Below are 25,938 nucleotides of genomic sequence, written 5' to 3'. Positions count from 1 at the left end.
GGCACCCCGCGCCGGACCGCTTCCGCAGCGGCGTATGGCTGCGCCGGGGAGGGCAGCTCGGGTCGGTCCGCGTCCGTTGCGGCGTACGGCTCGGTCGGGGAGGGAAGTTCGGGTCGGTCGGCTTCGGCAGGGGCGTGCGGCTCCGCCGGGGAGGGCACCCCGCGCCGGACCGCTTCCGCCGCGGCACACGGCTCCGTTGGGGCCGGCACCGCGTGTCCCGGCGAGTCGGCCCCGGCGGACCGGCCCGGGATGCCCAGCGGTGCCGATCCCTGGGACGCGCGGTCGGGGGAGTGGCTGACGGCCGGTCTCGCCGGGCGGAGCACCGGGCACGAGTCCGGAACCTCGGCCGACCCCACCCGCGACACCTCGGGGACCCCGTCCGGTCCCCGGGGCGCAGCGGAGGCGACGGCGGACGTGGGCTCCGAGCGGCGACGGGCCTCCAGTCCGCGCCGTGGGGCCGGTGACCCTGTGAAAGCCCTGCTGCACCGGCACCGTGAGCTGTGCGAGCGCGCCGTGGACCCGCTGGAGATCGCGGCGGGGCTGGAGGCGCACGGCGTCACCGACCGCACCGCCGCCCGCTTCCGCCACCGTGACGTGTTCTCCCTCGCCGAGGAGCTGTACGCGCGCGTGCCCCGCACCGCAGAGCCGCGCCCGGACACCCAGTCCCTGCCGGTGCCCCGGGTCCGCGCCGGCTGGGTACTGCTCACCCTCCTGCCCGGCGCGCTCGGCGCGGCCACGGTGACCGGACTGCGCCTCACCCACGGACACCCCCGCCTGCTGGTCGCACTCGGCGGCCTCCTCGCCATCGCCCTCGCGACGCGCGCGGCCCTGCGCCACGGCCCGCTCGCCGGCCCGCCCGGCCCACGCGCATGGCGTACCGCTCTCGGCACGCGCGTGTGCACGCTCTGGCTGCTCGGGTACGCCCTCGCCGGCGACGGCCTGCTGCACGCCGTCCTGACGGGCGGCCCCGACGCCCCGCCCACCGGAGCCCCGGACGGCCCCTGGCCCACGGCCACCGCGCCCGTCCTCGCCCTCCTGGCCGCCTGCGCCCCGGCGGCCTGGTCCGCCCACCTCCTGGCCGCCGGCGCCCGCCGCAGGCTCGTCGGCAGCCGCGGTCTGGGGGACTTCACGGCCGCCGCGAAACCGCTGCTGTCCGGCGCCTTCGCCCTGTTCCTGGGTGCCCTGGCCGCACTGCTCGCTCTGTGCGGCACCGTCCTGCACGAGCCCGCGGCCCCTCCGCAGGCCCTCAGCCTGGGCGCCGTGCTCCTGCTCGCCCGCCTGCTCACCGTGCACCGGCACCGGCACGCACCCGCCCTGGCGCTCGGCGCGGCGGCGGCCACGGAGGCGGCGGCCCTGGCGCTGCCGCCGGCCGGCCGGCTGCCCGGCTGCGCCTTGCTGGCGGCCCCCGTCGAGACCCTCACCGGCGCCTGGGGCGAGGCCGCCGTACCCGTCCTCGCCTGCGGCACCGCGGCCCTGGCCCTGCTGTGGCACGCCGGCCGCACCCTGACCCGGGCCTCGGCCCACGCGCCCACGGGAGCACCCGAGTGAACCTTCCGCCACCGGCCCGGTCCGGCCGCCGGAGGCATCCGCACCACCCCTCTGAAGGAGAACACCAGATGACCACCTCCCGAGCCGGAGCGTCCGGAGCCGCCGGCGCCTCCGGAGCAGCCGCAGGAGCCGTCGCAGGAGCAGCCGCAGGAGCCCTCGCAGAAGCCGTCGACACGGCCGGTACCACCGGCGCGCACACCCCGGGAGCCGCCCGATGAGGGTCCTGCTGATCGGAGCCAACGGATTCATCGGCCGCTTCGTCGCCGACCGCCTGCTCGCCGACCCGGCCGTCCAGCTCACCGCGCTCGGCCGCGGCGACGACGCCGACGTCCGCTTCGACCTCGCCACCGGCAGCCCGGGCGCGCTCACCCGCTTCCTCGACGCGGTCCACCCCGGGGTTGTCGTCAACTGCGCCGGCGCCACCCGCGGCGGCGCGCGCGAACTCACCCGGCACAACACCGTCGCCGTCGCCACCGTCTGCGAGGCACTGCGCCGCAGCGGCTGCGGCGCCCGCCTGGTGCAGATCGGCTGCGGTTCCGAGTACGGTCCCAGCCAGCCCGGTTCCTCCACGGCCGAGGACGCCGTACCGCGCCCCGGCGGCCCGTACGGCGTCAGCAAGCTCGCCGCGACCGAACTGGTCCTCGGCTCCGGCCTGGACGCCGTCGTCCTGCGCGTCTTCTCCCCGGCCGGCCCCGGCACCCCGGCCGGCTCCCCGCTGGGCCGCCTGGCGGAGGCCATGCGCCGCGCCATGCAGTCCGGCGACGGCGAACTCAAACTCGGCGGCCTCGGCGTCCAGCGGGACTTCGTGGACGTCCGCGATGTCGCCCGGGCCGTGCACGCCGCCTCGCTCTCCGCCGCGCAGGGTGTGATCAACATCGGCTCCGGCCGCGCCGTCCGCCTCAGAGACGCCGCCGCCGTCCTCGCGCGCGTGGCCGGATACGGCGGTGCCCTCCACGAACTCGACACCCCGCCCGGGCCGCTGCGCGGCGCCCTCGCCCACCCCCGCCCCGACTCCGAGCACCCGGCCCCGGTGGCGTACCCGTACCCGGACGGCTGCGGCAGCTGGCAGCAGGCCGATGTGCGCACTGCGCGCGACCGGCTCGGCTGGCGGCCCCGCATCAACCTCGAAGAATCCCTGGCCGACATCTGGATGGAGGCGGCATGCCGCATCTGACCAGCACCACCGCGGGCGCCACCGGCACCGGCGTCCGCACCGCCCTCGGCATTCCCGGCTACGCCCACCCGCTCGTCGCACCGGCCCAGTGGGCGGAACTCGCCCGCCCCGGCACCCCGCTGGACTGGGTGGTCCTCGACGTCGCGGCCGGACCCGGCAGCCGCCCCGACCCGCACTGCCTGGAGGCCGTCGGCCGGCTGCGGGCCGCGGGCGTGCGCGTCCTCGGCCACCTGGATCTCACCTACGGCGCCCGGGTCTTCGGCGACCTGCTCTCCGACGCCCACCGCCACCTCGACTGGTACCGGGTCGACGGCTTCCTGCTGGACCGCTGTCCCACCGATCGGACCGCGCTGCCCGAGGTCCGCCGCGCGATCACGACCCTCCGGGCGATCAGTGACACCGCCCACATCGTCCTCGGCCACGGCCGCCACCCGCACCCCGGCTACGCCGAGAACGCCGACCAGTTGGTGACCTTCTCCGGCTCCTGGTCCGACTACCGCTGGTCGCAGGTGGCCGAGTGGACCGCCGACTACCCGCCCGACCGCTTCTGCCACTTCGTGCACAGCGTGCCCCGCGGCCATCTGGACGAGGCGCTGCGGATCGCCCGCTGGCAGGGAGCGGCGACCATCTACTTCACGGACCGCACGGACAGGGGCGGTCGCGTGGACCCCTGGGAGACCATGCCCGGCTACTGGGACGACATCGTCTCGCGTGTCGGAACAGGTGTCTCGGAATGAAGAAGGCCGTGGCAGTGTTACGAGGAGAACAACTGTAGTGATTGACCGACCAACGGAGTCCCCGTGTCGTTGCCACCCCTGGTCGAGCCAGCTGCTGAGCTCACCGTAGACGAGGTCCGCAGGTACTCCCGCCACCTGATCATCCCCGACGTCGGGATGGACGGGCAGAAGCGGCTGAAGAACGCCAAGGTGCTCTGTGTGGGCGCCGGCGGCCTGGGCTCGCCGGCGCTGATGTACCTGGCCGCCGCGGGCGTGGGTACCCTCGGCATCGTGGAGTTCGACGAGGTCGACGAGTCGAACCTGCAGCGCCAGATCATCCACAGCCAGGCCGACATCGGCCGCTCGAAGGCCGAGTCCGCACGCGACAGCGTGAAGGGCATCAACCCGTACGTGAACGTGATCCTTCACGAGGAGCGGCTGGAAGCCGACAACGTGATGGAGATCTTCAGCCAGTACGACCTGATCGTCGACGGCACGGACAACTTCGCGACCCGCTACCTGGTCAACGACGCCTGCGTGCTGCTGAACAAGCCGTACGTCTGGGGTTCGATCTACCGCTTCGACGGCCAGGCCTCGGTCTTCTGGTCCGAGCACGGCCCCTGCTACCGCTGCCTCTACCCGGAGCCCCCGCCCCCCGGCATGGTTCCCTCCTGCGCCGAGGGCGGCGTCCTGGGCGTGCTGTGCGCGTCCATCGGCTCCATCCAGGTCACCGAGGCGATCAAGGTCCTCACCGGCACCGGTGAGCCGCTGGTCGGCCGACTGATGATCTACGACGCCCTGGAGATGCAGTACCGCCAGGTCAAGGTCCGCAAGGACCCCAACTGCGCGGTCTGCGGCGAGAACCCCACCGTCACCGAGCTGATCGACTACGAGGCCTTCTGCGGCGTCGTCTCCGAGGAGGCCCAGGAGGCGGCCGCCGGCTCGACCATCACTCCCAAGCAGCTCAAGGAGTGGATCGACGACGGCGAGAACATCGAGATCATCGACGTCCGCGAGCCGAACGAGTACGAGATCGTCTCCATCCCGGGCGCCCGGCTGATCCCGAAGAACGAGTTCCTCATGGGCACCGCCCTGGAGGGCCTCCCGCAGGACAAGAAGATCGTCCTGCACTGCAAGACGGGTGTCCGCAGTGCGGAAGTCCTCGCGGTCCTGAAGTCCGCGGGCTTCGCCGACGCGGTCCACGTCGGCGGCGGCGTCATCGGCTGGGTCAACCAGATCGAACCGCACAAGCCGGTCTACTGATCACCGCTCTCGCCCACCAGCGAGGCTGACGAAGCCCACGGCTCTGACCAGTTCAGATGCCGTGGGCTTCTGTCGTTGTTGGTCGATGTCGGGCGGCCTCGGACGGGCCGGAGACGGCCCGAGACAGCGCCGCTTCGCAAGATGTCATCGGAAGAGCTCGGGGGCGGGGCAGACCTCCAGCGGCTCGCCTGGCTGGTCGGTCCAGCCCCACCAGACATGCTGATCGAGACACCGCCACAGCGTCCGGCAGCCCCGCCGGCCATCGTCCTCCCGCTTGGAGAGGACGAAGCCACCGGACTTCATGGGTCGGCTGCACTCGGGACAGGCAAGGGTCTCGTCGGTCATGGGAAGCACCGTAACGAAGTGACCGCTTCGTCCCGAAGCAACTTGGGTAAGGGCTCTGCCTGCTGCTTGCGTCAGATGGCTGGGCCATCAGGGCGTGGGAAATCATGCTGCCCAGGGGTGTCCGTGCGCGTACCGTCGGTCAGAACCATGGGGGTGGAAGTCTGTGTTGTACGCACACGAGGTGATCCTGAACGAACTTGCACAGGGGCTCAGACCTGTGGACGAGGGCGTCGAGTGGTTCGGAAGTCTCTCAGAGGCTGACCAACGCAAAGTCCTGCACGCATTGGTGCTGTTCTGCGGGCAGGCCCGCGCCTGCGAGGAGGACGTGCCGGAGAGCATCGCGCGTTCCGGCATCCGCCCTACTCACACGCCGGCGGTGATGCTCACGAAGTGGCGCTTCGGAATGGAAGCACTTCCGGAATACGAACTAAGCAAGTCCTTCCGCCTGTTGGTCGCCCTCTTCAGCATTGCCGATACCCGCAGGCGGGCGCTGCACTGCGCTGGCGGATGTGGTCACGCGTGGCACAACCTGCCGGATCCGCCGCGCGACGCAACCTGAGATGTCTTCTTGCGCTGGGTCCTGCCGGGGATCTTGGTGAGCTGGATTTTTGCTGGTCAAGAGCGGTGAGCTCGTGCACCCGGTGGCCGTTGTTGGCCGTTATCGGACACTGCCGGGCGGCCTCGGATGGCCCAGAGACGGCCCAGCCTGGATGCCAACCGCTTCGGGTCTGAAGGATCCGAACCGCCGCACAGCCTTTACAACCGTGTCCACCAGCCATGTCGGCGTGCAGATGCCGATGCTCTTCTCCGCGGCTAGGATCCTGAGGCTCCTCGACGACGCTCAGTCAATCAATCGTTAGAAAGCAAGAGCCTATGAGGCGGGATCCTCCGCCAGTTCCTCGGGGAGATCCTGCTCAGCCGAAGGTGACGGAACGTGAGCAGGAGTTCCTCACGATGGTTTTCGTGTCGATGCCGGGCATCTGCAACGTACCCGAAGTGCATTTTGAGGCGCCGACTCATGTGCTCCTGCCCGGCTCTCCGCCGACCGGCCACGAGCCGGATGAATCGCTGTTCGGCCGCCTGCCTACTTCGCATGGCCATGGCTGTGCTCCTCTGCTGATTCCACGAGGACTTTCAGTTTGGTCGCCATTGAGGAAAGCGGCTACGTGAATTACGAATTGACGTGCTTCCTTGAAGGCCTGGGTATGCCGATCGGATAGGCGAGCCAATCAAGAAAGCATGCAAGTTTGATGTAGGGCTTCGGGTGCGTACGGTGTTCGGAGCCCCCGTTCGTGTCAGGAGCAGGTCTTGCCGTCCTTCGGCACCGTTCCGTTCAGCAGATAGGCGTCCACCGTCGAGTCGACGCAGTCGCTCCCGTTGCCGTAGGCCCCGTGTCCCTCGCCCTTCCAGGTGAGTTCGACGCCCACGCCCCGGCCCAGTTCGTCGGCCATCCTGCGGGTGCCCTCGTACGGGGTGGCGGGGTCGCCGGTGGTGCCGACCAGCAGGATCGGTGCCGCGCCCGGCGCGCTGACCTCCGGGGTGTCGTACTGGCCCGGCACCGGCCAGTCGTGGCACCAGCCGGCCGTGTCCCAGCCCAGGAAGTCCCCGAACACCGGTGAGATCCGCTCGAACTCGGCCAGCCGCCGCTTCGTCTCGGCGAGTGTCGGCCGCTGCTTGTCGTCCAGGCACGATATGACCCGCTGGGCGTGGGTCATCGTGCCGTAGCGACCCGAGGGGTCCCGGTCGTTGTACTCGTCGGCGAGCGCCAGCAGCCCCGAACCGTCACCCTGCTCCGCGGACTTGAGGGCGCTGGTCAGCCTCGGCCACATCGACTCGCTGTACAGCGGCAGGAAGATCCCGGTGATCGCGAGCGTCTGGGTGAGCTTGCGCCCCGAGGAGGTCGGGAGCGGTTTGGCGTCGAGCCGGGACAGCAGGCCGGCGATCTTCCGGGAGCCCTGCTCGGGGTTCTGGCCCGTGGATTTCAGGTAGTCGTCCAGGGCTCGCTGGAAGCCGCGGGTCTGGTTCTCGGCGTGGCCCACCGTGTCCGCGGTCGGGTCGACCACCGCGTCGAGCACCAGTCGGCCCACCCGGTGCGGGAAGAGGTGGGCGTAGACGCCGCCGAGTTCGGTGCCGTAGGACATGCCGAAGTAGTGCAGCTTGTCGTCGCCGAGGACCTGGCGCATCAGGTCCATGTCGCGTGCGGTGTCGGTGGTGGACACATGGGCCAGCAGGGGCCCTGCGGCCTTCTGGCAGCCCTTGCCGAAGTCGGTGGCGTCCTGGAAGTACGCCTTCTCCTCGGCCGGGGTGTCCGGGGTGGCGTCCACCGACTCGGCGGCCTCGATCTCCCGGTCGCCGCGGCAGCGGACGCCCTGGCTCCCGCCGACCCCGCGCGGGTCCCAGCTCACCAGGTCGTAGCGCTTGTGGAGTGTGGAGACGGAGGTCTCGAAGTAGGGCATCGTGGACACGCCCGAGCCGCCGGGGCCGCCGAAGTTGAACAGCAGCGAGCCGATGCGGTCGCCGCCGGTCGCCCGGGAGCGGATGAGCGCGAGACCGATCCTCCTGCCGTCCGGCCGGGACCAGTCCAGCGGCACCTTGAGCGTCGCGCACCGCCACGTGTCGCTCGGTGCGGAGGAGCTGCCGGTGGCCTTGCAGCGCTGCCAGTCGAGGCGCTGGGAGGTGAGGGAGGCCGGAAGGGCCGTCGGGGGCGACGCCGACGGGGGAGCCGAGCCGGTTCCCTTGCCCTCGTCCTTGCTTCCGCCCCCGTCGGACGAGCCGCCGCAGCCGGCCAGCAGCAGCCCTGCGGCCACCGCGGCCGTCCACCGCACCAATCGCATCATGCGCACCCCCCTGACAGGCCCGTCGCATCGTGTCGCGCCGGGCGTTCCAGGCCATGGTAGGCGCCCCGGGACCGCCGCGCTGCAGCCTGTGGATAACCCTTTGACCTGCGGCTTTATCCGCCCGTCGACTGTTGTCGGGGGTCTGTCAGGAGCAGACGATGCCGGCCCTCGGCACCTTCCCGTCGAGCAGGTAGCCGTTCACCGCGCCCTGCACGCACTTGTTCTTGCTGTCGTACGCGCCGTGTCCCTGGCCCTTGTACGTCAGCTCGACGCCGACGCCCTTGCCGAGCGCGTCCACCATCTTCCGCGCGCCCTCGTACGGGGTGGCCGGGTCGCCGGTGTTGCCGACGACGAGGACGGGGGCCGACCCGGGTGCGCTGACGTCGGGGTGGTCGGCGGCGCCCGGTACCGCCCAGTCGGTGCAGCTGACCATGCCCCAGGCCAGGTAGTCCCCGAACAGCGGGGACGCGGCGCGGAACTCGGGCAGCTTCTGCTGGACGTAGTCCGCGGTGTAGCGCGGTTTGTCGTCGGAGCAGTTGATGGCGACGTTCGCCGCGGTGAGGTTGCTGTACTCGCCGTTCTCGCTGCGGCCGTTCATGGAGTCGGACAGCAGCATGAGGATCTTGCCGTCGCCGTCGTACGCCTCCTCCAGCCCCTCGGTGAGGTAGCCCCAGAAGTCCTTCGAGTACAGGGACTGCGCGATGCCGTTGGTGGCGGCGGTCTGGGTCAGCTGGCGCGGGAAGATGCCCGGGATGGGCTTCTTCTCCAGGTCGGCGAGGAGTTTCGCGATGCGGTCCTTCACCTCCTGCTCGGTGTCGCCGATCGGGCAGTCCGTGGTCTTCGAGGTGCAGTCCTTGGCGAAGTTGTCGAGCGCGAGCTGGAAGCCCTTGGCCTGGCCGAGGGCGCTCTGCTCCGGGTTCTGCGTGGGGTCCACGACGGCGTCGAGGACGGCCCGGCCGACGTGCTTGGGGAAGAGGTGGGCGTAGACGCCGCCGAGTTCGGTGCCGTAGGAGATGCCGAAGTAGTGGAGCTTGTCGTCGCCGAGGACCTGGCGCATCAGGTCCATGTCGCGGGCCGCGTCGGTGGTGCGCACGTGCGGAAGGATCTTCTTGGAGTTCTTCTCGCAGGCCGCGTTGAACTGCTGGGTGCGCTTCAGGAGCTGGGTGCGTTCGGCGCTGTCGTCGGGGCTGGCGTCCTGCTGGAAGTACTCGTCCAGCTGGGCGTCGCTCTCACACGTCACCGGTGCGCTGCGGCCGACCCCGCGCGGATCGAAGCTGACCAGGTCGTAGCGGGTGCGCAGGGCGGTGTAGTCCGAGCCGAACGCGGGCAGGGTGCTGACGCCGCTGCCGCCCGGCCCGCCGAAGTTGAACACGAGCGAGCCGATCCGTTTGCTCGCGGGGCCGCTGGCGCGGGCGCGGATCAGGGCGATGCCGATCGTGTCGCCCTTCGGCCTGCTCCAGTCCAGCGGCGCCTTCATGGTGGCGCACTGCCACTTGGCGCCCCCCGGCAGCGGTGACGGGGCACTGCCGCCGCCCTCCTCCTCGGACGGGGCCGGGCAGTCCGTCCAGTCCAGCTTCTGCGCCGTGAGGTCCTCGTGCTCCTCTTTGCCGCCGCAACCGGCCAGCACAGCGGAGAGCAGTACAGCGGTGGTGGTCAGCGCGACGGCGCGCAGCCGGGAGCGGTTCGCCATACTCCCATCGTGGGGGCGTACACGCCGGGGCGCTCGGGGCGCGGGCCGTACGAGCTACATCACCCGGCGGGGCGCTTGCGCAGCGGAGGGGTCCTTACAGGGCTCCCTTGCGCGTGAGGTGGTTGAAGGCGAGCCAGCCCGGCAGCACCGGCAGCCAGAGGGTCAGCAGCCGGAACAGCAGCACGGCCGGGGCGGCGACCTCCTTGGGCAGGCCCACGGCGATCAGACCGACGGTGAGGGTCGCCTCCACCGCGCCCACGCCGCCCGGAGTGGGTGCCGCCGAGCCGAGCGCGTTGCCGGCGAGGAAGACGACGGCGACGCTGGCGATGCTCAGGGAGACCGATCCGTCGCCGAAGGCCCGGATGGAGGCGTCCAGGCACATCACGAAGCAGGCGGTCAGCAGGAGCATGCCGCCGATGCCGGTGACGAGCTTCTGGGGCCGCTGCAGCACGTCGAGCATGCGCGGGACGACACCCGCGAACAGCGACCTCACGCGCGTGACGACGAATTTCCGCAGGAACGGCACCGAGGTGACGACGAGGACCAGGACGGCCACGGTCAGCAGGCCCGCGATGACCGTGCGGGACGGGGACAGCGACGGCGTCTTCTCGGTGCCGGTCAGGTAGCCGAAGGACAGCAGCATCAGGATGTGGCAGCCGAGCCCGAACAGCTGTGAGGCGCCGACACTCGCCACCGCGAGCCCCGGCCGTACGCCGGCGCGCTGCAGGAAGCGCGTGTTGAGGGCCACACCGCCGACCGCGGCCGGTGCCACGATCTTCACGAACGACCCGGCGACCTGCGCCGCCACGGTCCGCGGGAACGGCACCCGCTCCGGTACGAAGCCCAGCAGGGCCATCGCCGCGGCGACGTAGCTGAGCGCGGAGAACAGCACCGCGGCGATCACCCAGCCCCACTGGGCCTGTGCGAACAGCGTGCCGAACTCGATGTGGGTGAGCTGCGTCAGCAGGTAGTACGCGCCGATCGCACCGGCGATGAAGCTGATCAGCGTGCGCGGGCGGACCCGCTCCAGCCGGGCCGGCTCCACGGGCGCCTGCGGCCTGATCCGCAGCACCTCGTGCCGGATCTGCGTGAGCAGGTCTTCCTCGCGGGCCTCTTCGAGAGCTTCGTCTATGGCCCGCTTCTCCGCGCGCTGCTCGGCGCGGACCGTCTTCTTGTCGGGCTTGTCCAGGGCGGGCGGGGCCGTCTCGGGCGCCTCCTCCAGGCGGGCCAGCTTGGCCTGCCGGGAGGCCTCCAGCACCGCCTCCCGTTCGCGCTGGGCCCGCTCCCGTGCCAGCCGGCGCAGCGTCGCGCGCGTGGAGCGCGTCAGCGCGATCGGCTGGAGCATCGGCAGGCAGTCGGCGACCGCGTCCGGGCCGAGCACGCCGACCGCCGAGGCCACCGCCCGCTCGGCACCGACCCGCAGACCGAGCGTGGTGACCAGCTGGGCGACGTCCATGCGCAGCAGCAGCTCGCCGGCCGCGATCTCACCGCCGCGCAGCTCGGTGAGGATCACCCTGCCGGAACGATCCACCAGAATCGCGTCTCCGGCCAGCCTGCGGTGCGCGATGCGCCGGGACTGCAGCGCCCGCACCTGGTGCCAGGTGTTGCGCAGCAGCTCGTCGGTGATCTCCTCGTCGGCCAGCGAGTCCAGCGTGCGCCCGCCGGTGTGCTCGTACACGAGCATGACGGCGTCGGGGCCCAGCTCGGAGGTGGCGATCAGCTTGGGCGCGTTGGCACCCGCCGCGATCGCCGCGTACGCCAGCAGCGCCTCCTGCTCCAGTGCCTGGCGCAGCGACTGGAGGCTGGAGCGGGTGGCGAAGCCGCGCAGGGTGAGATTGCGCCACGCGCGGTAGAAGAAGCCCTGTGCCTGCTGTTCCCGGTCGACGACGGTGACGTCCAGCGGCGGGCCGTCCTCCAGGGTGACGAAGTAGCGCCGGCCCCGGTCGCCGTTCTCCGTCTCCACGGCCTCCTCACGGGCCGTGGAGACCGGGTGGAAGCCGACGTGCCTGAGGCCCGCCATGAGGGTCTGGCCGGTCGGGCGGACGTTGGGGGAGCCGACCGCGTAGAGGGTGCCGTAGGCGATGGTCCAGCCGATGAGGACCGTCAGGATGATCGAGAAGGGGGTCGTGTAGCCGGTGACCAGCATCGAGAAGGCGTCGAGCAGCAGCACGATCCACAGCACCGCGCGCCATCTGGGTCTGCGGGACATGCCGACGGCCGTCATATAGGCGATGACGGGTGCCAGATAGCCGTGCACCGGGTCGGTCAGTGCGTGGATGTCGCCCGGCGAGGGCTGGGTGAGCGCCTCCTGGATCGAGTCCGGGGCGGCCCGGGCGACCCACAGATCGGTGGCGAGCGTCACTCCGTGGGCCAGGACGGCCGCGAGGACGCCGTCGGCGATGCGCAGCCCGTCCCGTTTGATCAGCCGTTCGATCGCGAAGGCGACCGGCACCAGCAGGATCGCGATGCTGGACGCCAGTCCCGCGATCTTGATCAGCAGGTCCGGGGCCTGCCCGGTGCCCTTGTTGATGTCCTGTTCGAGGCCCGAGGTGGTGCCGTGCGCGAACGCGGCGATCCCGAGGAGCACCACGACGGCGAGCACGCCCACCAGGAGCCGCATGAGGTCGGAGGGGCGGTGCACGCGCGCGGGGAGCAGCGGTTCGTCGCCCTCCACCTGCTCGGCGTGTGGGTCGTCGTCGGCGCACGGAAGGTGGTCCGGGGGCGGGTTCCCGGGGCCGGGCGCCCCTGCGGGGGCCTCCGTGCCCGCGTCACGCGCGCGCGTGACGGCGTGCTCCTCGGTCTCGGGGTCGCCTCCCCCGGCGCGCTTGACGGCGTTCTCCCGGTCTCCGGGGTCGCCTCCCCCCGCGCGCGTGCCGTCGTCCGTGTGCGGACCGGTGTCTTCCTGGTGCGCGCCGGTGCCGCTCTCGCTCGTGCGGGCGGTACCGGGGCGCGCGGAGGCGTCAGGGGTGCCCGCCGCTCCTTCGGGGTGCACGCCCTGCTCCTTCATGGTCTCTTCTTGGTCTCGTATCACCAGTCACCGCCCGCACGATGGTGGCATGCCCCGCCGACACACGCGGGCATCAGGGTGCGGATGCGCGGGCGCACAGTCTGCCGGAAGGACCGTCCGGGGGCGAGAGGGCCGTGCCCCGCGCACCCCGCCGGGATGCCGGCGGGGTGCGGCAGGATGGGGGGAATGAGCGAGCAGAGCCGTCCCGGGGACGCCCGTGAGGGGTATGCGGACGCGTTGCCGGAGTACGCCGAGCGGGTCCTCGACGTCGCCGAGCGGATTCCGCCGGGCCGGGTCATGACGTACGGCGATGTCGCCGAGTGGCTGGAGGAGGGCGGCCCCCGTCAGGTGGGCCGGGTGATGGCTCTCTACGGCGGCGCCGTCCCCTGGTGGCGTGTGGTGCGTGCCGACGGCGTGCTGCTGCCCGGGCACGAGCTGCGCGCGCTCGCCCACTACCGCGCGGAGGGCACCCCGCTGAAGCAGGCGGGCAGGACCACCGAGGGCCATCTGCCGCGGCTCGACATGCGACGGGCCCGATGGGACGGTGACGCGGACGCGGAGGGTCACACCTGACAGCTTCCGCCATCGGATGCCGCCGGGGCAGACCTGTGGCCCGTTCGGGGGACACGGGGGACGTCCGTGGCATGCCGTACGTTCGTGAGGTGTGGGACGCGCGCGGCGCGAGCGTCGCGAGGGAACAACCGGAAGCCCTGCTTCCGACCGGAGCGGCGACGTAACGTCGGCAGCACGTGTCCCCCTCACCCCGCGGCCACCGCCTCACGCGCGTGACCGCCTGCCCGCCAGCACAACCACCAGGACCGGCCAACCACGTGAGCTCCTCTTCCTCCACCAGTCGCCTGCCGCACCCCCCGGTGCGGCAGGGGAGCCGTGGCGCTTACCGACTGGTCCGTACCCCACCGGCCGTCGTGGATCCCCCTCGTCTGGACGCGCGGCAGCAGGCCGTGGTTGACCACCGCACCGGACCGCTTCTCGTCCTCGCCGGCCCCGGCACCGGCAAGACCACCACCCTCGTGGAGTCCGTGGCCGCCCGGATCGCCCGGGGCGGCGACCCCGAGCGGATCCTCGTGCTCACCTTCAGCCGCAAGGCCGCCGTCGACCTGCGCGACCGCATGGCCCTGCGCATGGGCGCGGCCCGCGCGCCCAGGGCGACCACGTTCCACTCGTACTGCTACGCGCTGGTCCGCGCCCACCAGGACAGCGGCCGGTTCGCCGAACCGCTGCGCCTGCTCTCCGGCCCCGAGCAGGACGTGGCCGTCCGCGAGCTGCTCGCCGGCCAGCCCGAGCTGGAGCAGCTCGGCCTGACCCACGTGCGCTGGCCGGACGAGCTGCGCGCCTGCCTGACCACGCGCGGCTTCGCCGACGAGGTCCGCGCCGTGCTCGCCCGCAGCCGCGAGCTGGGCCTGGGCCCGGACGCCCTCGACGCCTTCGCCCGCCGCATCGGCCGCCCCGACTGGCGGGCAGCCGCCGCCTTCCTCGCCGAGTACCTCGACACCCTCGACCTCCAAGGCGTGATCGACTACGCGGAACTGGTCCACCGCGCGGTCCTGCTCGCCCGCCGCCCGGAGACATCGGCCCGGCTCGCCGCCCGCTACGACGCCGTGTACGTGGACGAGTACCAGGACACCGACCCCGCCCAGGTCCGGCTCCTGCACGCCCTGGCCGGCGGTGGCCGCACCCTGGTCGCGTTCGGCGACCCCGACCAGTCGATCTACGCCTTCCGGGGCGCCGACGTGAACGGCATCCTCGACTTCCCGGCCGCCTTCCCGCGCGCGGACGGCCGCCCCGCCCCCGTCGAGGTGCTGCGCACCTCCCGCCGCTCCGGCGCCGCCCTGCTCGCCGCGACCCGCCTGATCACCCAGCGCATGCCGCTGACCCGGCTGCCCGCCGACAAGGTCCGCGCCCACCGGGAGCCGGCCGCCGTACGCGACGGCGGCCGGGTCGAGGTCCACACGTACCCGACGCCCGGCGCGGAACTGGACAACGTCGCGGACCTGCTGCGCCGCGCACACCTGGAGGACGGCGTCCGCTGGAGCGACATGGCCGTCCTGGTACGCGCCGGTTCCCGCCTCCCGACCCTCCGCCGCGCCCTCACCGCGGCCGGCGTCCCCGTGGACATCGACGGTGACGACCTGCCCCTGCGGCACGAGCCCGCCGTGGCTCCGCTGCTCACGGCCCTGCGCGCGGTGGCCACGGCGGAGACACGGCGCCGCGAGGAACCCGCCGCCGAGGAGGAGCGTCCGGCCGCCGAAGGCGCCGCGTCACCGGGCGAGGCAGCCGCCGGCGACACCGGAACCCCTGACACCTCCTGGCTGGACACCGAGACCGCCCTCACCCTGCTCACCTCCCCGCTCGCCGGCATGGACGCCGCCGACCTGCGCCGCCTCGGCCGCGCCCTGCGCGAGGAGGAGCGCGCCGCCGGGAACCCCCTGCCGCCCCCGTCCGACGAGCTGCTCGCGCGGGCGCTCGCCGAACCCGAGCGCCTGGCCGTGCACGACCCGGCGTACGCGCGCGGGGCACAGCGCCTCGGCGCGCTGCTCCGCAAGGCCCGCGAGCGCCTCGCGGGCGGCGGTACGGCCGAGGAGGCGCTGTGGGACCTGTGGGAGGGCACGCCGTGGCCCGGGCGCCTGGAGCGGGCCGCCCGGCGCGGCGGCGCGGCCGGCCGCAACGCCGACCGCGACCTGGACGCCGTCTGCGCCCTGTTCGCCACCGCCGCGCGCGCGGAGGAACGCACCGGGGGCCGCGGCGCCCTGAACTTCCTGGAGGAGATCGAGGCCGAGGACATAGCCGCCGACACGCTCGCCCGCCGCGTGGTACGGCCCGACGCCGTCCGCGTGATGACCGCGCACCGCGCCAAGGGCCTGGAGTGGCGGCTGGTCGTCGTCGCCGGTGTCCAGGAGGGCCTGTGGCCCGACCTGCGGCGGCGCGGCTCCCTGCTGGAGGCCGACCGCATCGGCCGCGACGGACTCGCCGAGCCGCTCACCCCGGGAGCGCTGCTCGCCGAGGAGCGCCGCCTGTTCTACGTCGCCGCCACGCGCGCGCGTGACCGGCTCGTCGTCACCGCCGTGAAGGCCCCGGCCGACGACGGCGACCAGCCGTCCCGGTTCCTGACCGAGCTGGGCGTCGAACCCAGGGACGTCACCGTCCGCCCCCGCCGCCCGCTGTCCGTCGCCGCGCTCGTCGCCGAGCTGCGCGCGACCACCGTCGACCCGCGCGCGTCGGCCGCACTGCGGGAGGCCGCCGCCCGCCGGCTCGCCCGGCTCGCCGCCCTCGCCGACGAGGACGGCCGCCCGCTGGTGCCGTCGGCGCACCCCTACCGCTGGTGGGGCATGTTCGAGCCGACCGAGAGCAAGGTGCCGCTGCGCCACCGCGACCAGCCCGTGGTGCTCTCCGGCAGCGCCCTCGACCAGCTCGCCAACACCTGCGCGCTGCAGTGGTTCCTGGGCCGCGAGGTGAAGGCGGACGCCCCCGCCACCGCCGCGCAGGGCTTCGGCAACGTCGTCCACGTCCTCGCCGACGAGGTCGCCTCCGGCCGCACCCCCGCCGACCTCGACGTCCTCATGGAGCGCCTGGACTCGGTGTGGAACGCGCTCGCCTTCGACGCGCCCTGGAAGTCGCAGCAGGAGAAGGACAACGCGCGCGGGGCGCTCGAACGCTTCCTGAACTGGCACGTCCTGGACCGGGCCGGCCGCACCCCGGTGGCGAGCGAGCAGGACTTCGACGTCACCCTCGAAGCCGGCGACTACCAGGTCCGCATCCGTGGCCAGATGGACCGCGTGGAGACGGACGCCGAGGGCCGGGCCTACGTCGTCGACTTCAAGACCGGCAAACAGGCGCCCGCCGGGCGCGAGGTGGAGCGGCACCCGCAGCTCGCCGTCTACCAGCTCGCCGTCCGCGAAGGCGCCGTCGACGAGGCCTTCGACGGCGTACGCCCCGAACCGGGCGGCGCCGAACTGGTCCACCTCCGCCAGGGCGCCGCCAAGCGCGACGGCGGCGACAGCCTGCCCAAGGTGCAGACCCAGGAGCCGCTGGCGGGGGAGTGGGTCGGCGAGCTGCTGGCCACCGCCGCCGGAAAGGTCCTGGACGAGCGGTTCGCACCGAGCACCGGCCAGCACTGCACGCACTGCGCGTTCCGCGCCTCGTGCAGCGCCCGGCCGGAGGGACGGCACGTGATCGAGTGAGCCGCCCGCGCCCGGGATGAGGGCATGTGGTCGAGTGTGCCGCCCGCGTCCAGGGTGACGTACGGCACCACACACGCTGACCTGCGGTTCTTCCGTACCGGGCGATCGATTCGTCCTCGACTGTCAGTGCCCGCCGCTAGCCTCTTTCGACATGTCCGCCCATATCACCGACCCCGAGCAGCTCAAGGAGCTCCTCGGCATCCCGTTCACCCCGGAGCAGACGGCCTGCATCACCGCGCCGCCCGCCCCGCAGGTGATCGTGGCCGGAGCCGGGTCGGGCAAGACCACCGTGATGGCGGCCCGCGTGGTCTGGCTGGTCGGCACCGGGCAGGTCGCCCCGGAACAGGTCCTCGGCCTGACCTTCACCAACAAGGCCGCCGGCGAGCTGGCCGAACGCGTCCGCACCGCACTCGTCAAGGCCGGCGTCACCGATCCTGATCTGATCGACCCGGACAACCCGCCCGGCGAGCCGGTCATCTCCACATACCACGCCTTCGCCGGCCGCCTGCTCACCGACCACGGCCTGCGCATCGGCCTGGAACCCAGCTCCCGGCTGCTGGCCGACGCCACCCGCTACCAGCTCGCCGCCCGCGTACTGCGCGAGGCCCCCGGCCCCTACCCGGCGCTGACCCGCTCCTTCGCCGACCTGGTCAGCGACCTGCTCACCCTCGACTCCGAACTCGCCGAACACCTGGTGGACCCCGAGGAACTGCGCGCCTGGGACACCGGCCTGCTGCACACCCTCGAAGGCGCCAAACTCACCAACGCCGACCTGCGCAAGGTCCCCGAGACGGCCGCCGCCCGCCGGGAACTCGCCGACCTGGTCCAGCGCTACCGGACCGCCAAGCGCCGGCGGGACCTGCTCGACTTCGGCGACCAGATCGCCCTGTCGGCCCGCCTCGCCCGCATTCCCGAGGTGGGCCGCCTGCTGCGCGAGGAGTTCCGCGTGGTGCTCCTGGACGAGTACCAGGACACCTCCGTGGCCCAGCGCGTCCTCCTCGCGGGCCTCTTCGGCGGCGGCACCGGCCACCCGGTGACCGCCGTCGGCGACCCCTGCCAGGCCATCTACGGCTGGCGCGGCGCCTCCGTCGCCAACCTGGACGACTTCCCCGACCACTTCGCCCACGCCGACGGCCGGCCCGCCACCCGGCAGGCGCTCAGCGAGAACCGCCGCAGCGGCGGACGCCTGCTCGACCTCGCCAACGACCTCGCCACGCCCCTGCGCGCCATGCACGCGGGCGTGGAGGCCCTCCGCCCAGCCCCCGGCGCCGAGTACGACGGCACGGTCCGCTGCGCCCTGCTGCCCACCCACGCCGAGGAGATCGACTGGATCGCCGACTCCCTCGCCCACCTCGTGCACACCGGCACCCCGCCCGGCGAGATCGCCGTACTGTGCCGGACCGCGACCGACTTCGCCGAGATCCAGGGCGCCCTCGTCGCCCGCGACATCCCCGTGGAGGTGGTCGGCCTCTCCGGGCTGCTGCACCTGCCCGAGATCGCCGACCTCGTCGCCGTCTGCGAGGTCCTGCAGGACCCCGGCGCCAACGCCGCCCTGGTGCGCCTGCTGACCGGACCGCGCTGGCGCATCGGCCCCCGCGACCTCGCCCTCCTCGGCCGCCGGGCCCGCCTGCTCGTCGCCCACGCGCGCGTGGACGCCACCGACGACCCGGACCGCCGGCTTGCCGCGGCCGTCGAGGGAGTCGACCCGGCCGAGGTGATCTCGCTCGCGGACGCCCTGGACACCTTCCTCGAAGCGCCCCTGCGGGAGGCAGACGACGACGGGCTGCCGTTCTCCCCGGACGCGCGCGTGCGCTTCGCCCGGCTCGCCGCCGAGCTGCGCGACCTGCGCCGCTCGCTGTCCGACCCGCTGATGGACGTCCTGCACCGCGTCCTCGCCGTCACCGGCCTGGAGGTGGAGCTGTCGGCGTCCCCGCACGCGCTCGCCGCCCGCCGCCGCGAGACCCTGTCCAATTTCCTGGACATCGCCGCCTCCTTCGCCGCGAGCGACGGCGAGGCCACGCTGCTCGCCTTCCTCGGCTTCCTGCGCACCGCCGCCCAGTACGAGAAGGGCCTCGACAACGCCCTGCCCGGCGGCGAGAACACCGTCAAGGTGCTCACCGCGCATAAGTCCAAGGGCCTGGAGTGGGACGTCGTGGCCGTCCCCGGACTGGTGACCGGCACCTTCCCCAGCGCCCAGGGCCGCGAGAAGTGGACCGCCCAGGCCAGGGTGCTGCCGCACGCCCTGCGCGGCGACACCGACACCCTGCCCGACGTCGACACCTGGGACGCACGCGGCATGAAGGCCTTCCACGAGGCCATGAAGGACCACCAGCACACCGAGGAGCTGCGCCTCGGCTACGTCACCTTCACCCGCCCCCGTTCCCTCCTGCTCGGCTCCGGCCACTGGTGGGGCTCCAGCCAGAAGAAACCGCGCGGCCCCTCCGACTTCCTCAAGGCCCTGTACGACCACTGCGCCGCCGGACACGGAGAGATCGAGGTCTGGGCGGACGAGCCCGCCGAGGACGAGGAGAACCCGGCCCTGCACACGGCCACCGCCGACCAGGTGTGGCCGCTCCCGCTGGACGACGCCGCCCTGGCCCGCCGCCGCGCCGCCGCCGAGACCGTCCTCGCCCACCTGGAGACCCTCGCTGCCGAACCCGCCGAGTCCGCAGGCGGCCGGCCCGCCCTGCACGACCCCGCCGGCGACGAGCACCCGGACTGGCCCGCGCCCCCGGACGACGACCCGTACGGGGACGACCCCTACGGCGACCCGTTCAGCGAGGATCCGTACGACCAGCCGTACGACGACTTCCCCCCTGAGGAGGACCTGCCACCCCTCCACGAGGACTCCGTCGGCGAGGCTTCCCCGCGCCGCACGCCCGTCCCCGGCCCTGACGACCCCGCCGACCGGGACACCTGGAGCGCCGAGCGGCCCGTCGTCCCCCACCAGGCGTCCGCCCCGCAGGACCGCCCCCGTCCCGCCGAGCCGCTGCGCCCTGCCTTCCTCACCCCCGAGGAGGCCCGCACCGTCGCCTCCTGGGACCGCGACCTGGACGCACTCACCGGGGAGCTGCTGCGCGCCCGGCAGACCGTCACCGACGTGCCCCTGCCCGCCACCCTCACCGCCTCCCAGCTGCTGCGGCTCGCCGAGGACCCGGACGGGCTCGCGCAGGAACTCGCGCGCCCCATGCCGCGCCCCCCGCAACCGGCCGCGCGCCGGGGCACCCGGTTCCACGCATGGGTGGAAGCCCGCTTCGAGGAGCTGACGCTGCCCCTGCTGGAACCGGACGAGCTGCCCGGCAGCGACGCCGAGATCGCCGACGAACGCGACCTGGAAGCCCTGAAAGAGGCCTTCGAACGCACCGAGTACGCCCGGCGCACCCCGTACCGGGTCGAGGCGCCCTTCCAGCTCACCCTCGCCGGCCGCGTCATCAGAGGCCGCATCGACGCCGTCTACCGGCACGGCGACGGCGACGAGGCGACGTACGAGATCGTCGACTGGAAGACCAACCGGGCCCGCACCGCCGACCCGCTCCAGCTCGCCGTGTACCGGCTGGCCTGGGCCGAGCAGCAGGGCATACCCCCCGAGTCGGTCACGGCCACCTTCCTGTACGTACGCAGCGGCGAGGTCGTACGCCCCGAGGGACTGCCGGACCGGGCCGCGCTGGAGCGGCTGCTCACGGGTGAGACGGAGAGCACACGGGAGGCAAGCTGAGTGTGACGAACCGCCCGCCGAGGATGTCGGTGCGGGCGGATAGGCTCGGGACCATGAGCCAGACCCCGGACAGCGCCGTCCGCACGTACATCGAGCAGCACCGCGCCGCCTTCCTCGACGACCTCGCCGCATGGCTGCGCATCCCCTCCGTGTCGGCACAGCCCGACCACGCGCCCGACGTACGGCGCAGCGCCGACTGGCTCGCCGCCAAGCTCAAGGAGACCGGCTTTCCCACCGCCGAGGTCTGGCCCACCCCGGGCGCCCCCGCCGTCTTCGCCGAGTGGCCCTCGGGCGACCCGGAGGCACCCACCGTCCTGGTCTACGGCCACCACGACGTGCAGCCCGCCGCCCGCGAGGACGGCTGGGACAGCGACCCCTTCGAGCCGGTCGTCCGCGGAAACCGCCTCTACGCGCGCGGGGCCGCCGACGACAAGGGCCAGGTGTTCTTCCACACACTCGGCGTCCGCGCCCACCTCGCCGCCACCGGCCGCACCGCGCCGGCCGTCAACCTCAAGCTGCTCATCGAGGGCGAGGAGGAATCCGGCTCCCCGCACTTCCGGGCCCTGGTCGAGGAGCGGGCCGGGCGGCTCGCCGCCGACGCCGTGATCGTCTCCGACACCGGCATGTGGTCCGAGGACACCCCGACCGTGTGCACCGGCATGCGCGGCCTCGCCGAGTGCGAGATCCGGCTGTACGGCCCCGATCAGGACATCCACTCCGGCTCCTTCGGCGGCGCCGTGCCCAACCCGGCCACCGCCGCCGCCCGCCTGGTCGCCGCCCTCCACGACGAGCACGCGCGCGTGGCGATCCCCGGCTTCTACGACGGCATCATCGAGCTGACCGACCGCGAGCGCGAACTCTTCGCCGAACTTCCCTTCGACGAGGAGCACTGGCTGCGCACCGCCAAGTCCCGCACCATCCACGGCGAGGCCGGCCACACCACCCTGGAGCGCGTCTGGGCCCGCCCGACCGCCGAGGTCAACGGCATCGGCGGCGGCTACCAGGGCCCCGGCAGCAAGACGATCATCCCCTCCACGGCGATGGTGAAGCTGTCCTTCCGGCTGGTCGCCGGCCAGGACCCCGACCACATCGAGAAGGCCGTCCGCGCCTGGGCCGCCGAGCAGGTGCCCGCCGGGATCCGGTACGAGATCGACTTCGGCTCGGCCACCCGCCCCTGCCTGACCCCGCTCGACCACCCCGCCCTCCAGTCCGTGGTCCGCGCCATGGGCCGCGCCTTCGAGCAGCCGGTCCGCTTCACCCGGGAAGGCGGCTCCGGACCCTCCGCCGACCTCCAGGAAGTCCTCGGCGCCCCCGTCCTCTTCCTGGGAATCTCCGTCCCCTCCGACGGCTGGCACGCGCCCAACGAGAAGGTCGAGCTGGACCTCCTCCTCAAGGGCGTCGAGACCAGCGCCTACCTGTGGGGTGACCTCGCCCGGAACTGGCGTCCCGCACTCTGACCGGCCGGCGCCGTACGGAGGGGCACCGCGCGCGGGGCACACTGGAAGGACCGCCCCGCCCGCCCCGCCAGCCCCGCCCGCCCCGGCCGCTCCCGGCCCGGTGCCCGCCCGCCCACGTCCCGCCGAACCGCCCGCCGAAAGAACCGCCGCACTGGGGGAGTTGGAAGCACCCGTGACCACCTGGACCGACGACACAGCCGACCGACCCATCTCGCTGACCGCCCCGAGCGGCATCGACCGCGCCGCCCACCACCGGCTGGACGAGGCCTGGCTCGCGGCGGCGTGGAGCCACCCCACGACCCGCTGTTTCGTGGTCTCCGGCGGCCAGGTACTGATCGACGAGACCCCGGACGGCCGGACGGAACTCGTCATGACGCCGTCCTTCGAGGCCCCGCTCACCGAGGCGCACCGCTACTTCCTCGGCATCGACAAGGACGGCGTCAGCTACTTCGCGCTCCAGAAGGACTCGCTGCCCGGCCGTATCGACCAGTCCGCGCGCCCGGCGGGGCTGCGCGAGGCCGGCCTGCTGCTGTCCCCGCGCGACGCCGGTCTCATGGTCCACGCGGTCGGACTGGAGAACTGGCAGCGCACCCACCGCTTCTGCTCCCGCTGTGGCGAGCGCACCGTCATCGCGGCGGCCGGCCACATCCGCCGCTGCCCGGCCTGCGGCGCCGAGCACTACCCGCGCACGGATCCGGCCGTGATCATGGCGGTCACCGACGAGGACGACCGCATCCTGCTCGGCCGCCAGGTCCACTGGCCCGAGGGCCGCTTCTCCACGCTCGCCGGGTTCGTCGAGCCCGGCGAGTCCATCGAGCAGGCGGTGCGCCGCGAGGTGTCCGAGGAGGTCGGGGTCACCGTCGGCCAGGTCGAGTACGTCGCCAGCCAGCCCTGGCCCTTCCCGTCCAGCCTGATGCTCGGCTTCATGGCCCGCGCCACCTCCACCGAGATCGACGTGGACGGGGACGAGATCCACGAGGCCCGCTGGTTCTCCCGCGAGGAACTGCACGCGGCCTTCGAGTCCGGAGAGGTACTGCCGCCGTACGGCATCTCCATCGCGGCCCGCCTGATCGAGATGTGGTACGGCAAGCCGCTGCCGACCCGCAGCTTCGTCTGAGACGCCGGCGTCCGGGACGGCGAGGCTTCGTCCGAGACGGCGACGTCCGGGACGGTGAGCACTTCGTCCGAGACGGCGAAAACGGCGAACGGCGGCCCCTGAACCCCTCCGGGCTCGGGAGCCGCCGTCCGGCGCAGCTCGGGCCTACGCGGCGAGCTTCTGCTTGACCTGGGCCAGCGACGGGTTCGTCAGCGTGGAGCCGTCCGCGAAGAGCACGGTCGGGACGGTCTGGTTGCCGCCGTTCGCCTTCTCCACGAAAGCGGCGGACTCGGGGTCCTGCTCGATGTTGATCTCGGTGTAGGCGATGCCCTCCCGGTCCATCTGGCTCTTCAGCCGCCGGCAGTAGCCGCACCAAGTCGTGCTGTACATCGTCACAGTGCCCTGCATCTCTCGCGCTCCTCAGGCAGCTCGGAAAAGGTCGTCCAGGGGGAGAACGTAAGCGACCGGCCCGCCATTCCCGCCAGGGGTACCCACCCGCCGGAGTGACACCCGCCGCACCCATGTGACACCGGCCGCATTAATACGACTGCGAGCCCCCGCCTGTGGACAACCGGCGCAGCCGTCCCGGCAGACCTGGCAGCATGGCGGTGTGACAGCAGCAACGCACTCCCCCGTCTTCCCGCAGGCACCGGACACGGCCGACGCGGTGCTCGAAGGGCTCGACCCCGAGCAGCGCGAGGTCGCCACCTCCCTGCACGGCCCGGTGTGCGTCCTGGCCGGAGCGGGCACGGGCAAGACCCGGGCGATCACCCACCGCATCGCCTACGGAGTCCGCGCCGGCATCCTGCCCCCGTCCAGCGTGCTCGCCGTCACCTTTACCAACCGCGCCGCCGGAGAGATGCGCGGCCGGCTGCGCCAGCTCGGCGCGCACGGCGTCCAGGCCCGCACCTTCCACTCCGCGGCCCTGCGCCAGCTCCAGTACTTCTGGCCGAAAGCGATCGGTGGCTCCCTGCCCCGGATCGTCGACCGCAAGATCCAGCTCGTCGCCGACGCGGCCGCCGCCCTCGGTACCCGCCTCGACCGCAACGAGCTGCGGGACGCGACCGCCGAGATCGAATGGGCCAAGGTCACCCAGACCGTCCCCGCCGACTACCCGTACGCTGCTGCGAAGGCCGGCCGCGAGACCCCCCGCGACCCCGCCGAGATCGCCCACCTCTACGCGGCCTACGAGGACCTCAAGCGCGACCGCGCGGTCATCGACTTCGAAGACGTCCTTCTGCTGACCGTCGCCATCCTCCAGGACCGGCACGACATCGCCGAACAGGTCCGCTCCCAGTACCAGCACTTCGTCGTGGACGAGTACCAGGACGTCAGCCCGCTGCAGCAGCGGCTGCTGGATCTCTGGCTCGGCGACCGTGACAACCTGTGCGTCGTCGGTGACGCCAGCCAGACCATCTACTCGTTCACGGGAGCAACGCCCGACCACCTCCTCGACTTCCGCCTCCGGCACCCCGGCGCCACCGTCGTCAAACTGGTCCGCGACTACCGCTCCACCCCCCAGGTGGTCCGCCTCGCCAACGGCCTGCTCGCCCAGGCCCGGGGCCGCGCCGCCGACCACCGGCTGGAACTCGTCTCCCAGCGCCCCCCGGGACCCGACCCCGTCTACACCGAATACACCGACGAACCCGCCGAGGCCGAAGGCGCCGCCCGCCGCATCCGCGAGCTGATCGACGCCGGCGTCCCCGCCGCCGAGATCGCCGTCCTGTTCCGTACGAACTCCCAGTCCGAGACCTACGAGCAGGCCCTCGCCGACGCCGGCGTCCCCTACCAGCTGCGCGGCGCCGAACGCTTCTTCGACCGGCCCGAGATCCGCAAGGCCGGCATCGCCCTGCGCGGCGCCGCCCGCTTCGGCGGCAACGACTCCCTCCTCGACGACGTCGTGGACCTGCCCTCCCAGGTGCGCGCCGTCCTCTCCGGCGAAGGCTGGACCAGCGAACCCCCGGCCGGCTCCGGCGCCGTCAGAGAACGCTGGGAATCCCTGGCCGCCCTGGTCAACCTCGCCCACGACATCGCCGCCGCCCGGCCCGCGGCCACCCTCGCCGACTTCGTGGCCGAACTGGACGAGCGGGCCAACGCCCAGCACGCCCCCACCGTCCAGGGCGTCACCCTCGCCTCCCTGCACGCCGCCAAGGGACTGGAGTGGGACGTCGTCTTCCTCGTCGGCGTCGCCGAGGGCATGCTGCCCATCACCTACGCCCGCACCGACGAACAGATCGAGGAGGAACGCCGCCTCCTCTACGTCGGCGTGACCCGCGCCCGGGAACGCCTCCACCTCTCCTGGGCCCTGTCCCGCTCACCCGGCGGACGCCCCAACCGCCGGCCGAGCCGCTTCCTCGACGGGCTGCGCCCCGGCACCACCCCCACCGTCGGCCACACCGGCGCCGGCACGGGCGCAGGCGTCGAACACGGCATCACCGCGAGGGCCGCCGCAGCCCCCCGGCGCGTTCAACGGACCCCGGCCCGCTGCCGGGTCTGCGGCCGCACGCTCACCGACGCGGGCGAGATGAAGCTGATGCGCTGCGCGGACTGCCCCTCGGACATGGACGAAGGGCTCTACGAACGGCTCCGGGACTGGCGGGCCGTCCAGGCCGAGCGCAGCGGCCAGCCGGACTTCTGCGTCTTCACCGACCGGACGCTCATGGCCATCGCCGAGGCTTGCCCCGAGAGTTCCGCCGAACTCGCCCGCATCCCCGGCGTCCTCAGCCGCAAGCTGCGCAGCTACGGAGCCGACGTTCTGGCCATCTGTGCAGGTCAACAGCCCGGCGACGACAGCCCGGACGACTGATACGAACTCGTCGAAAAAATAGTTTGCGCATGCCCCAGCAATCCCCATAGGTTCTAGGCACGGAAGCAGCGGCCTTCTCGAAGGC

16 protein-coding genes are annotated in these 25,938 nt (G+C 72.8%); 11 read left to right on the top strand and 5 right to left on the bottom strand.

Annotation, left to right across the window (positions count from 1 at the left end):
* The first annotated feature begins 468 nt into the window (after positions 1-468).
* From ACZ4U1_RS27850 to moeZ, 4 genes are all read left to right on the top strand, one after another.
* On the top strand, positions 469-1,548 hold the full coding sequence (locus ACZ4U1_RS27850; protein ID WP_467907040.1) for a hypothetical protein: 1,080 nt from the start codon (positions 469-471) through the stop codon (positions 1,546-1,548).
* A gap of 214 nt (positions 1,549-1,762) precedes the next feature.
* Complete coding sequence (locus tag ACZ4U1_RS27845) at positions 1,763-2,722, top strand: NAD-dependent epimerase/dehydratase family protein (RefSeq protein ID WP_467906897.1); 960 nt, start codon at positions 1,763-1,765, stop codon at positions 2,720-2,722.
* Positions 2,710-3,459 carry a spherulation-specific family 4 protein gene (locus ACZ4U1_RS27840; RefSeq protein ID WP_467906896.1) on the top strand — a complete coding sequence of 250 codons (750 nt, stop codon included), beginning with the start codon at positions 2,710-2,712 and terminating at the stop codon, positions 3,457-3,459. Before ACZ4U1_RS27845 ends, ACZ4U1_RS27840 begins: the two co-directional genes overlap by 13 nt.
* A gap of 63 nt (positions 3,460-3,522) precedes the next feature.
* Positions 3,523-4,701: an adenylyltransferase/sulfurtransferase MoeZ gene (gene moeZ, locus ACZ4U1_RS27835; RefSeq protein ID WP_467906895.1), complete on the top strand. Its 1,179-nt coding sequence runs from the start codon at positions 3,523-3,525 to the stop codon at positions 4,699-4,701.
* 144 nt (positions 4,702-4,845) lie between these two features.
* Here moeZ and ACZ4U1_RS27830 read toward each other — a convergent pair whose 3' ends face one another.
* Positions 4,846-5,046, bottom strand: a complete 201-nt coding sequence (locus ACZ4U1_RS27830; protein ID WP_467906894.1) for a dehydrogenase — start codon at positions 5,044-5,046, stop codon at positions 4,846-4,848.
* Between the two features lie 181 nt (positions 5,047-5,227).
* Here ACZ4U1_RS27830 and ACZ4U1_RS27825 point away from each other — a divergent pair, with 181 nt between their 5' ends.
* Positions 5,228-5,605, top strand: coding sequence for a DUF5958 family protein (locus ACZ4U1_RS27825; RefSeq protein WP_467906893.1), 378 nt, complete (start codon positions 5,228-5,230; stop codon positions 5,603-5,605).
* Between the two features lie 736 nt (positions 5,606-6,341).
* On the opposite strand, the gene ACZ4U1_RS27820 is transcribed toward ACZ4U1_RS27825, so the two are convergent.
* The 3 genes from ACZ4U1_RS27820 to ACZ4U1_RS27810 all read right to left on the bottom strand — a co-directional run bounded on the left by ACZ4U1_RS27820 (position 6,342) and on the right by ACZ4U1_RS27810 (position 12,580).
* On the bottom strand, positions 6,342-7,883 hold the full coding sequence (locus ACZ4U1_RS27820) for an alpha/beta hydrolase (protein WP_467906892.1): 1,542 nt from the start codon (positions 7,881-7,883) through the stop codon (positions 6,342-6,344).
* A gap of 145 nt (positions 7,884-8,028) precedes the next feature.
* Positions 8,029-9,573: an alpha/beta hydrolase gene (locus tag ACZ4U1_RS27815; protein ID WP_467906891.1), complete on the bottom strand. Its 1,545-nt coding sequence runs from the start codon at positions 9,571-9,573 to the stop codon at positions 8,029-8,031.
* A gap of 94 nt (positions 9,574-9,667) precedes the next feature.
* Positions 9,668-12,580, bottom strand: a complete 2,913-nt coding sequence (locus ACZ4U1_RS27810) for a lysylphosphatidylglycerol synthase transmembrane domain-containing protein (RefSeq protein ID WP_467906890.1) — start codon at positions 12,578-12,580, stop codon at positions 9,668-9,670.
* Between the two features lie 186 nt (positions 12,581-12,766).
* Here ACZ4U1_RS27810 and ACZ4U1_RS27805 point away from each other — a divergent pair, with 186 nt between their 5' ends.
* From ACZ4U1_RS27805 to nudC, 5 genes are all read left to right on the top strand, one after another.
* A complete protein-coding gene (locus tag ACZ4U1_RS27805) occupies positions 12,767-13,153 on the top strand; it encodes an MGMT family protein (protein WP_467906889.1) in 387 nt (128 codons plus the stop codon).
* A gap of 257 nt (positions 13,154-13,410) precedes the next feature.
* Positions 13,411-16,779, top strand: a complete 3,369-nt coding sequence (locus tag ACZ4U1_RS27800) for an ATP-dependent helicase (protein WP_467906888.1) — start codon at positions 13,411-13,413, stop codon at positions 16,777-16,779.
* Positions 16,780-16,930: 151 nt separating this feature from the next.
* Positions 16,931-20,494, top strand: a complete 3,564-nt coding sequence (locus ACZ4U1_RS27795; RefSeq protein WP_467906887.1) for a UvrD-helicase domain-containing protein — start codon at positions 16,931-16,933, stop codon at positions 20,492-20,494.
* A 53-nt stretch (positions 20,495-20,547) separates the two neighbouring features.
* Positions 20,548-21,951, top strand: coding sequence for a dipeptidase (locus ACZ4U1_RS27790; protein WP_467906886.1), 1,404 nt, complete (start codon positions 20,548-20,550; stop codon positions 21,949-21,951).
* Between the two features lie 172 nt (positions 21,952-22,123).
* Positions 22,124-23,068: an NAD(+) diphosphatase gene (gene nudC / locus ACZ4U1_RS27785; protein WP_467906885.1), complete on the top strand. Its 945-nt coding sequence runs from the start codon at positions 22,124-22,126 to the stop codon at positions 23,066-23,068.
* A 144-nt stretch (positions 23,069-23,212) separates the two neighbouring features.
* On the opposite strand, the gene ACZ4U1_RS27780 is transcribed toward nudC, so the two are convergent.
* On the bottom strand, positions 23,213-23,455 hold the full coding sequence (locus ACZ4U1_RS27780; protein WP_030338954.1) for a mycoredoxin: 243 nt from the start codon (positions 23,453-23,455) through the stop codon (positions 23,213-23,215).
* A gap of 202 nt (positions 23,456-23,657) precedes the next feature.
* On the opposite strand from ACZ4U1_RS27780, the gene ACZ4U1_RS27775 reads away from it, so the two are divergent.
* Positions 23,658-25,853, top strand: coding sequence for an ATP-dependent DNA helicase UvrD2 (locus tag ACZ4U1_RS27775; protein ID WP_467906884.1), 2,196 nt, complete (start codon positions 23,658-23,660; stop codon positions 25,851-25,853).
* Positions 25,854-25,938 lie beyond the last annotated feature (85 nt).

The organism is Streptomyces sp. NPDC028928 (assembly GCF_055564915.1).
The sequence above is the reverse complement of the archived record's forward strand: the minus strand, read 5'-3'. Positions and strand labels throughout refer to the sequence as shown.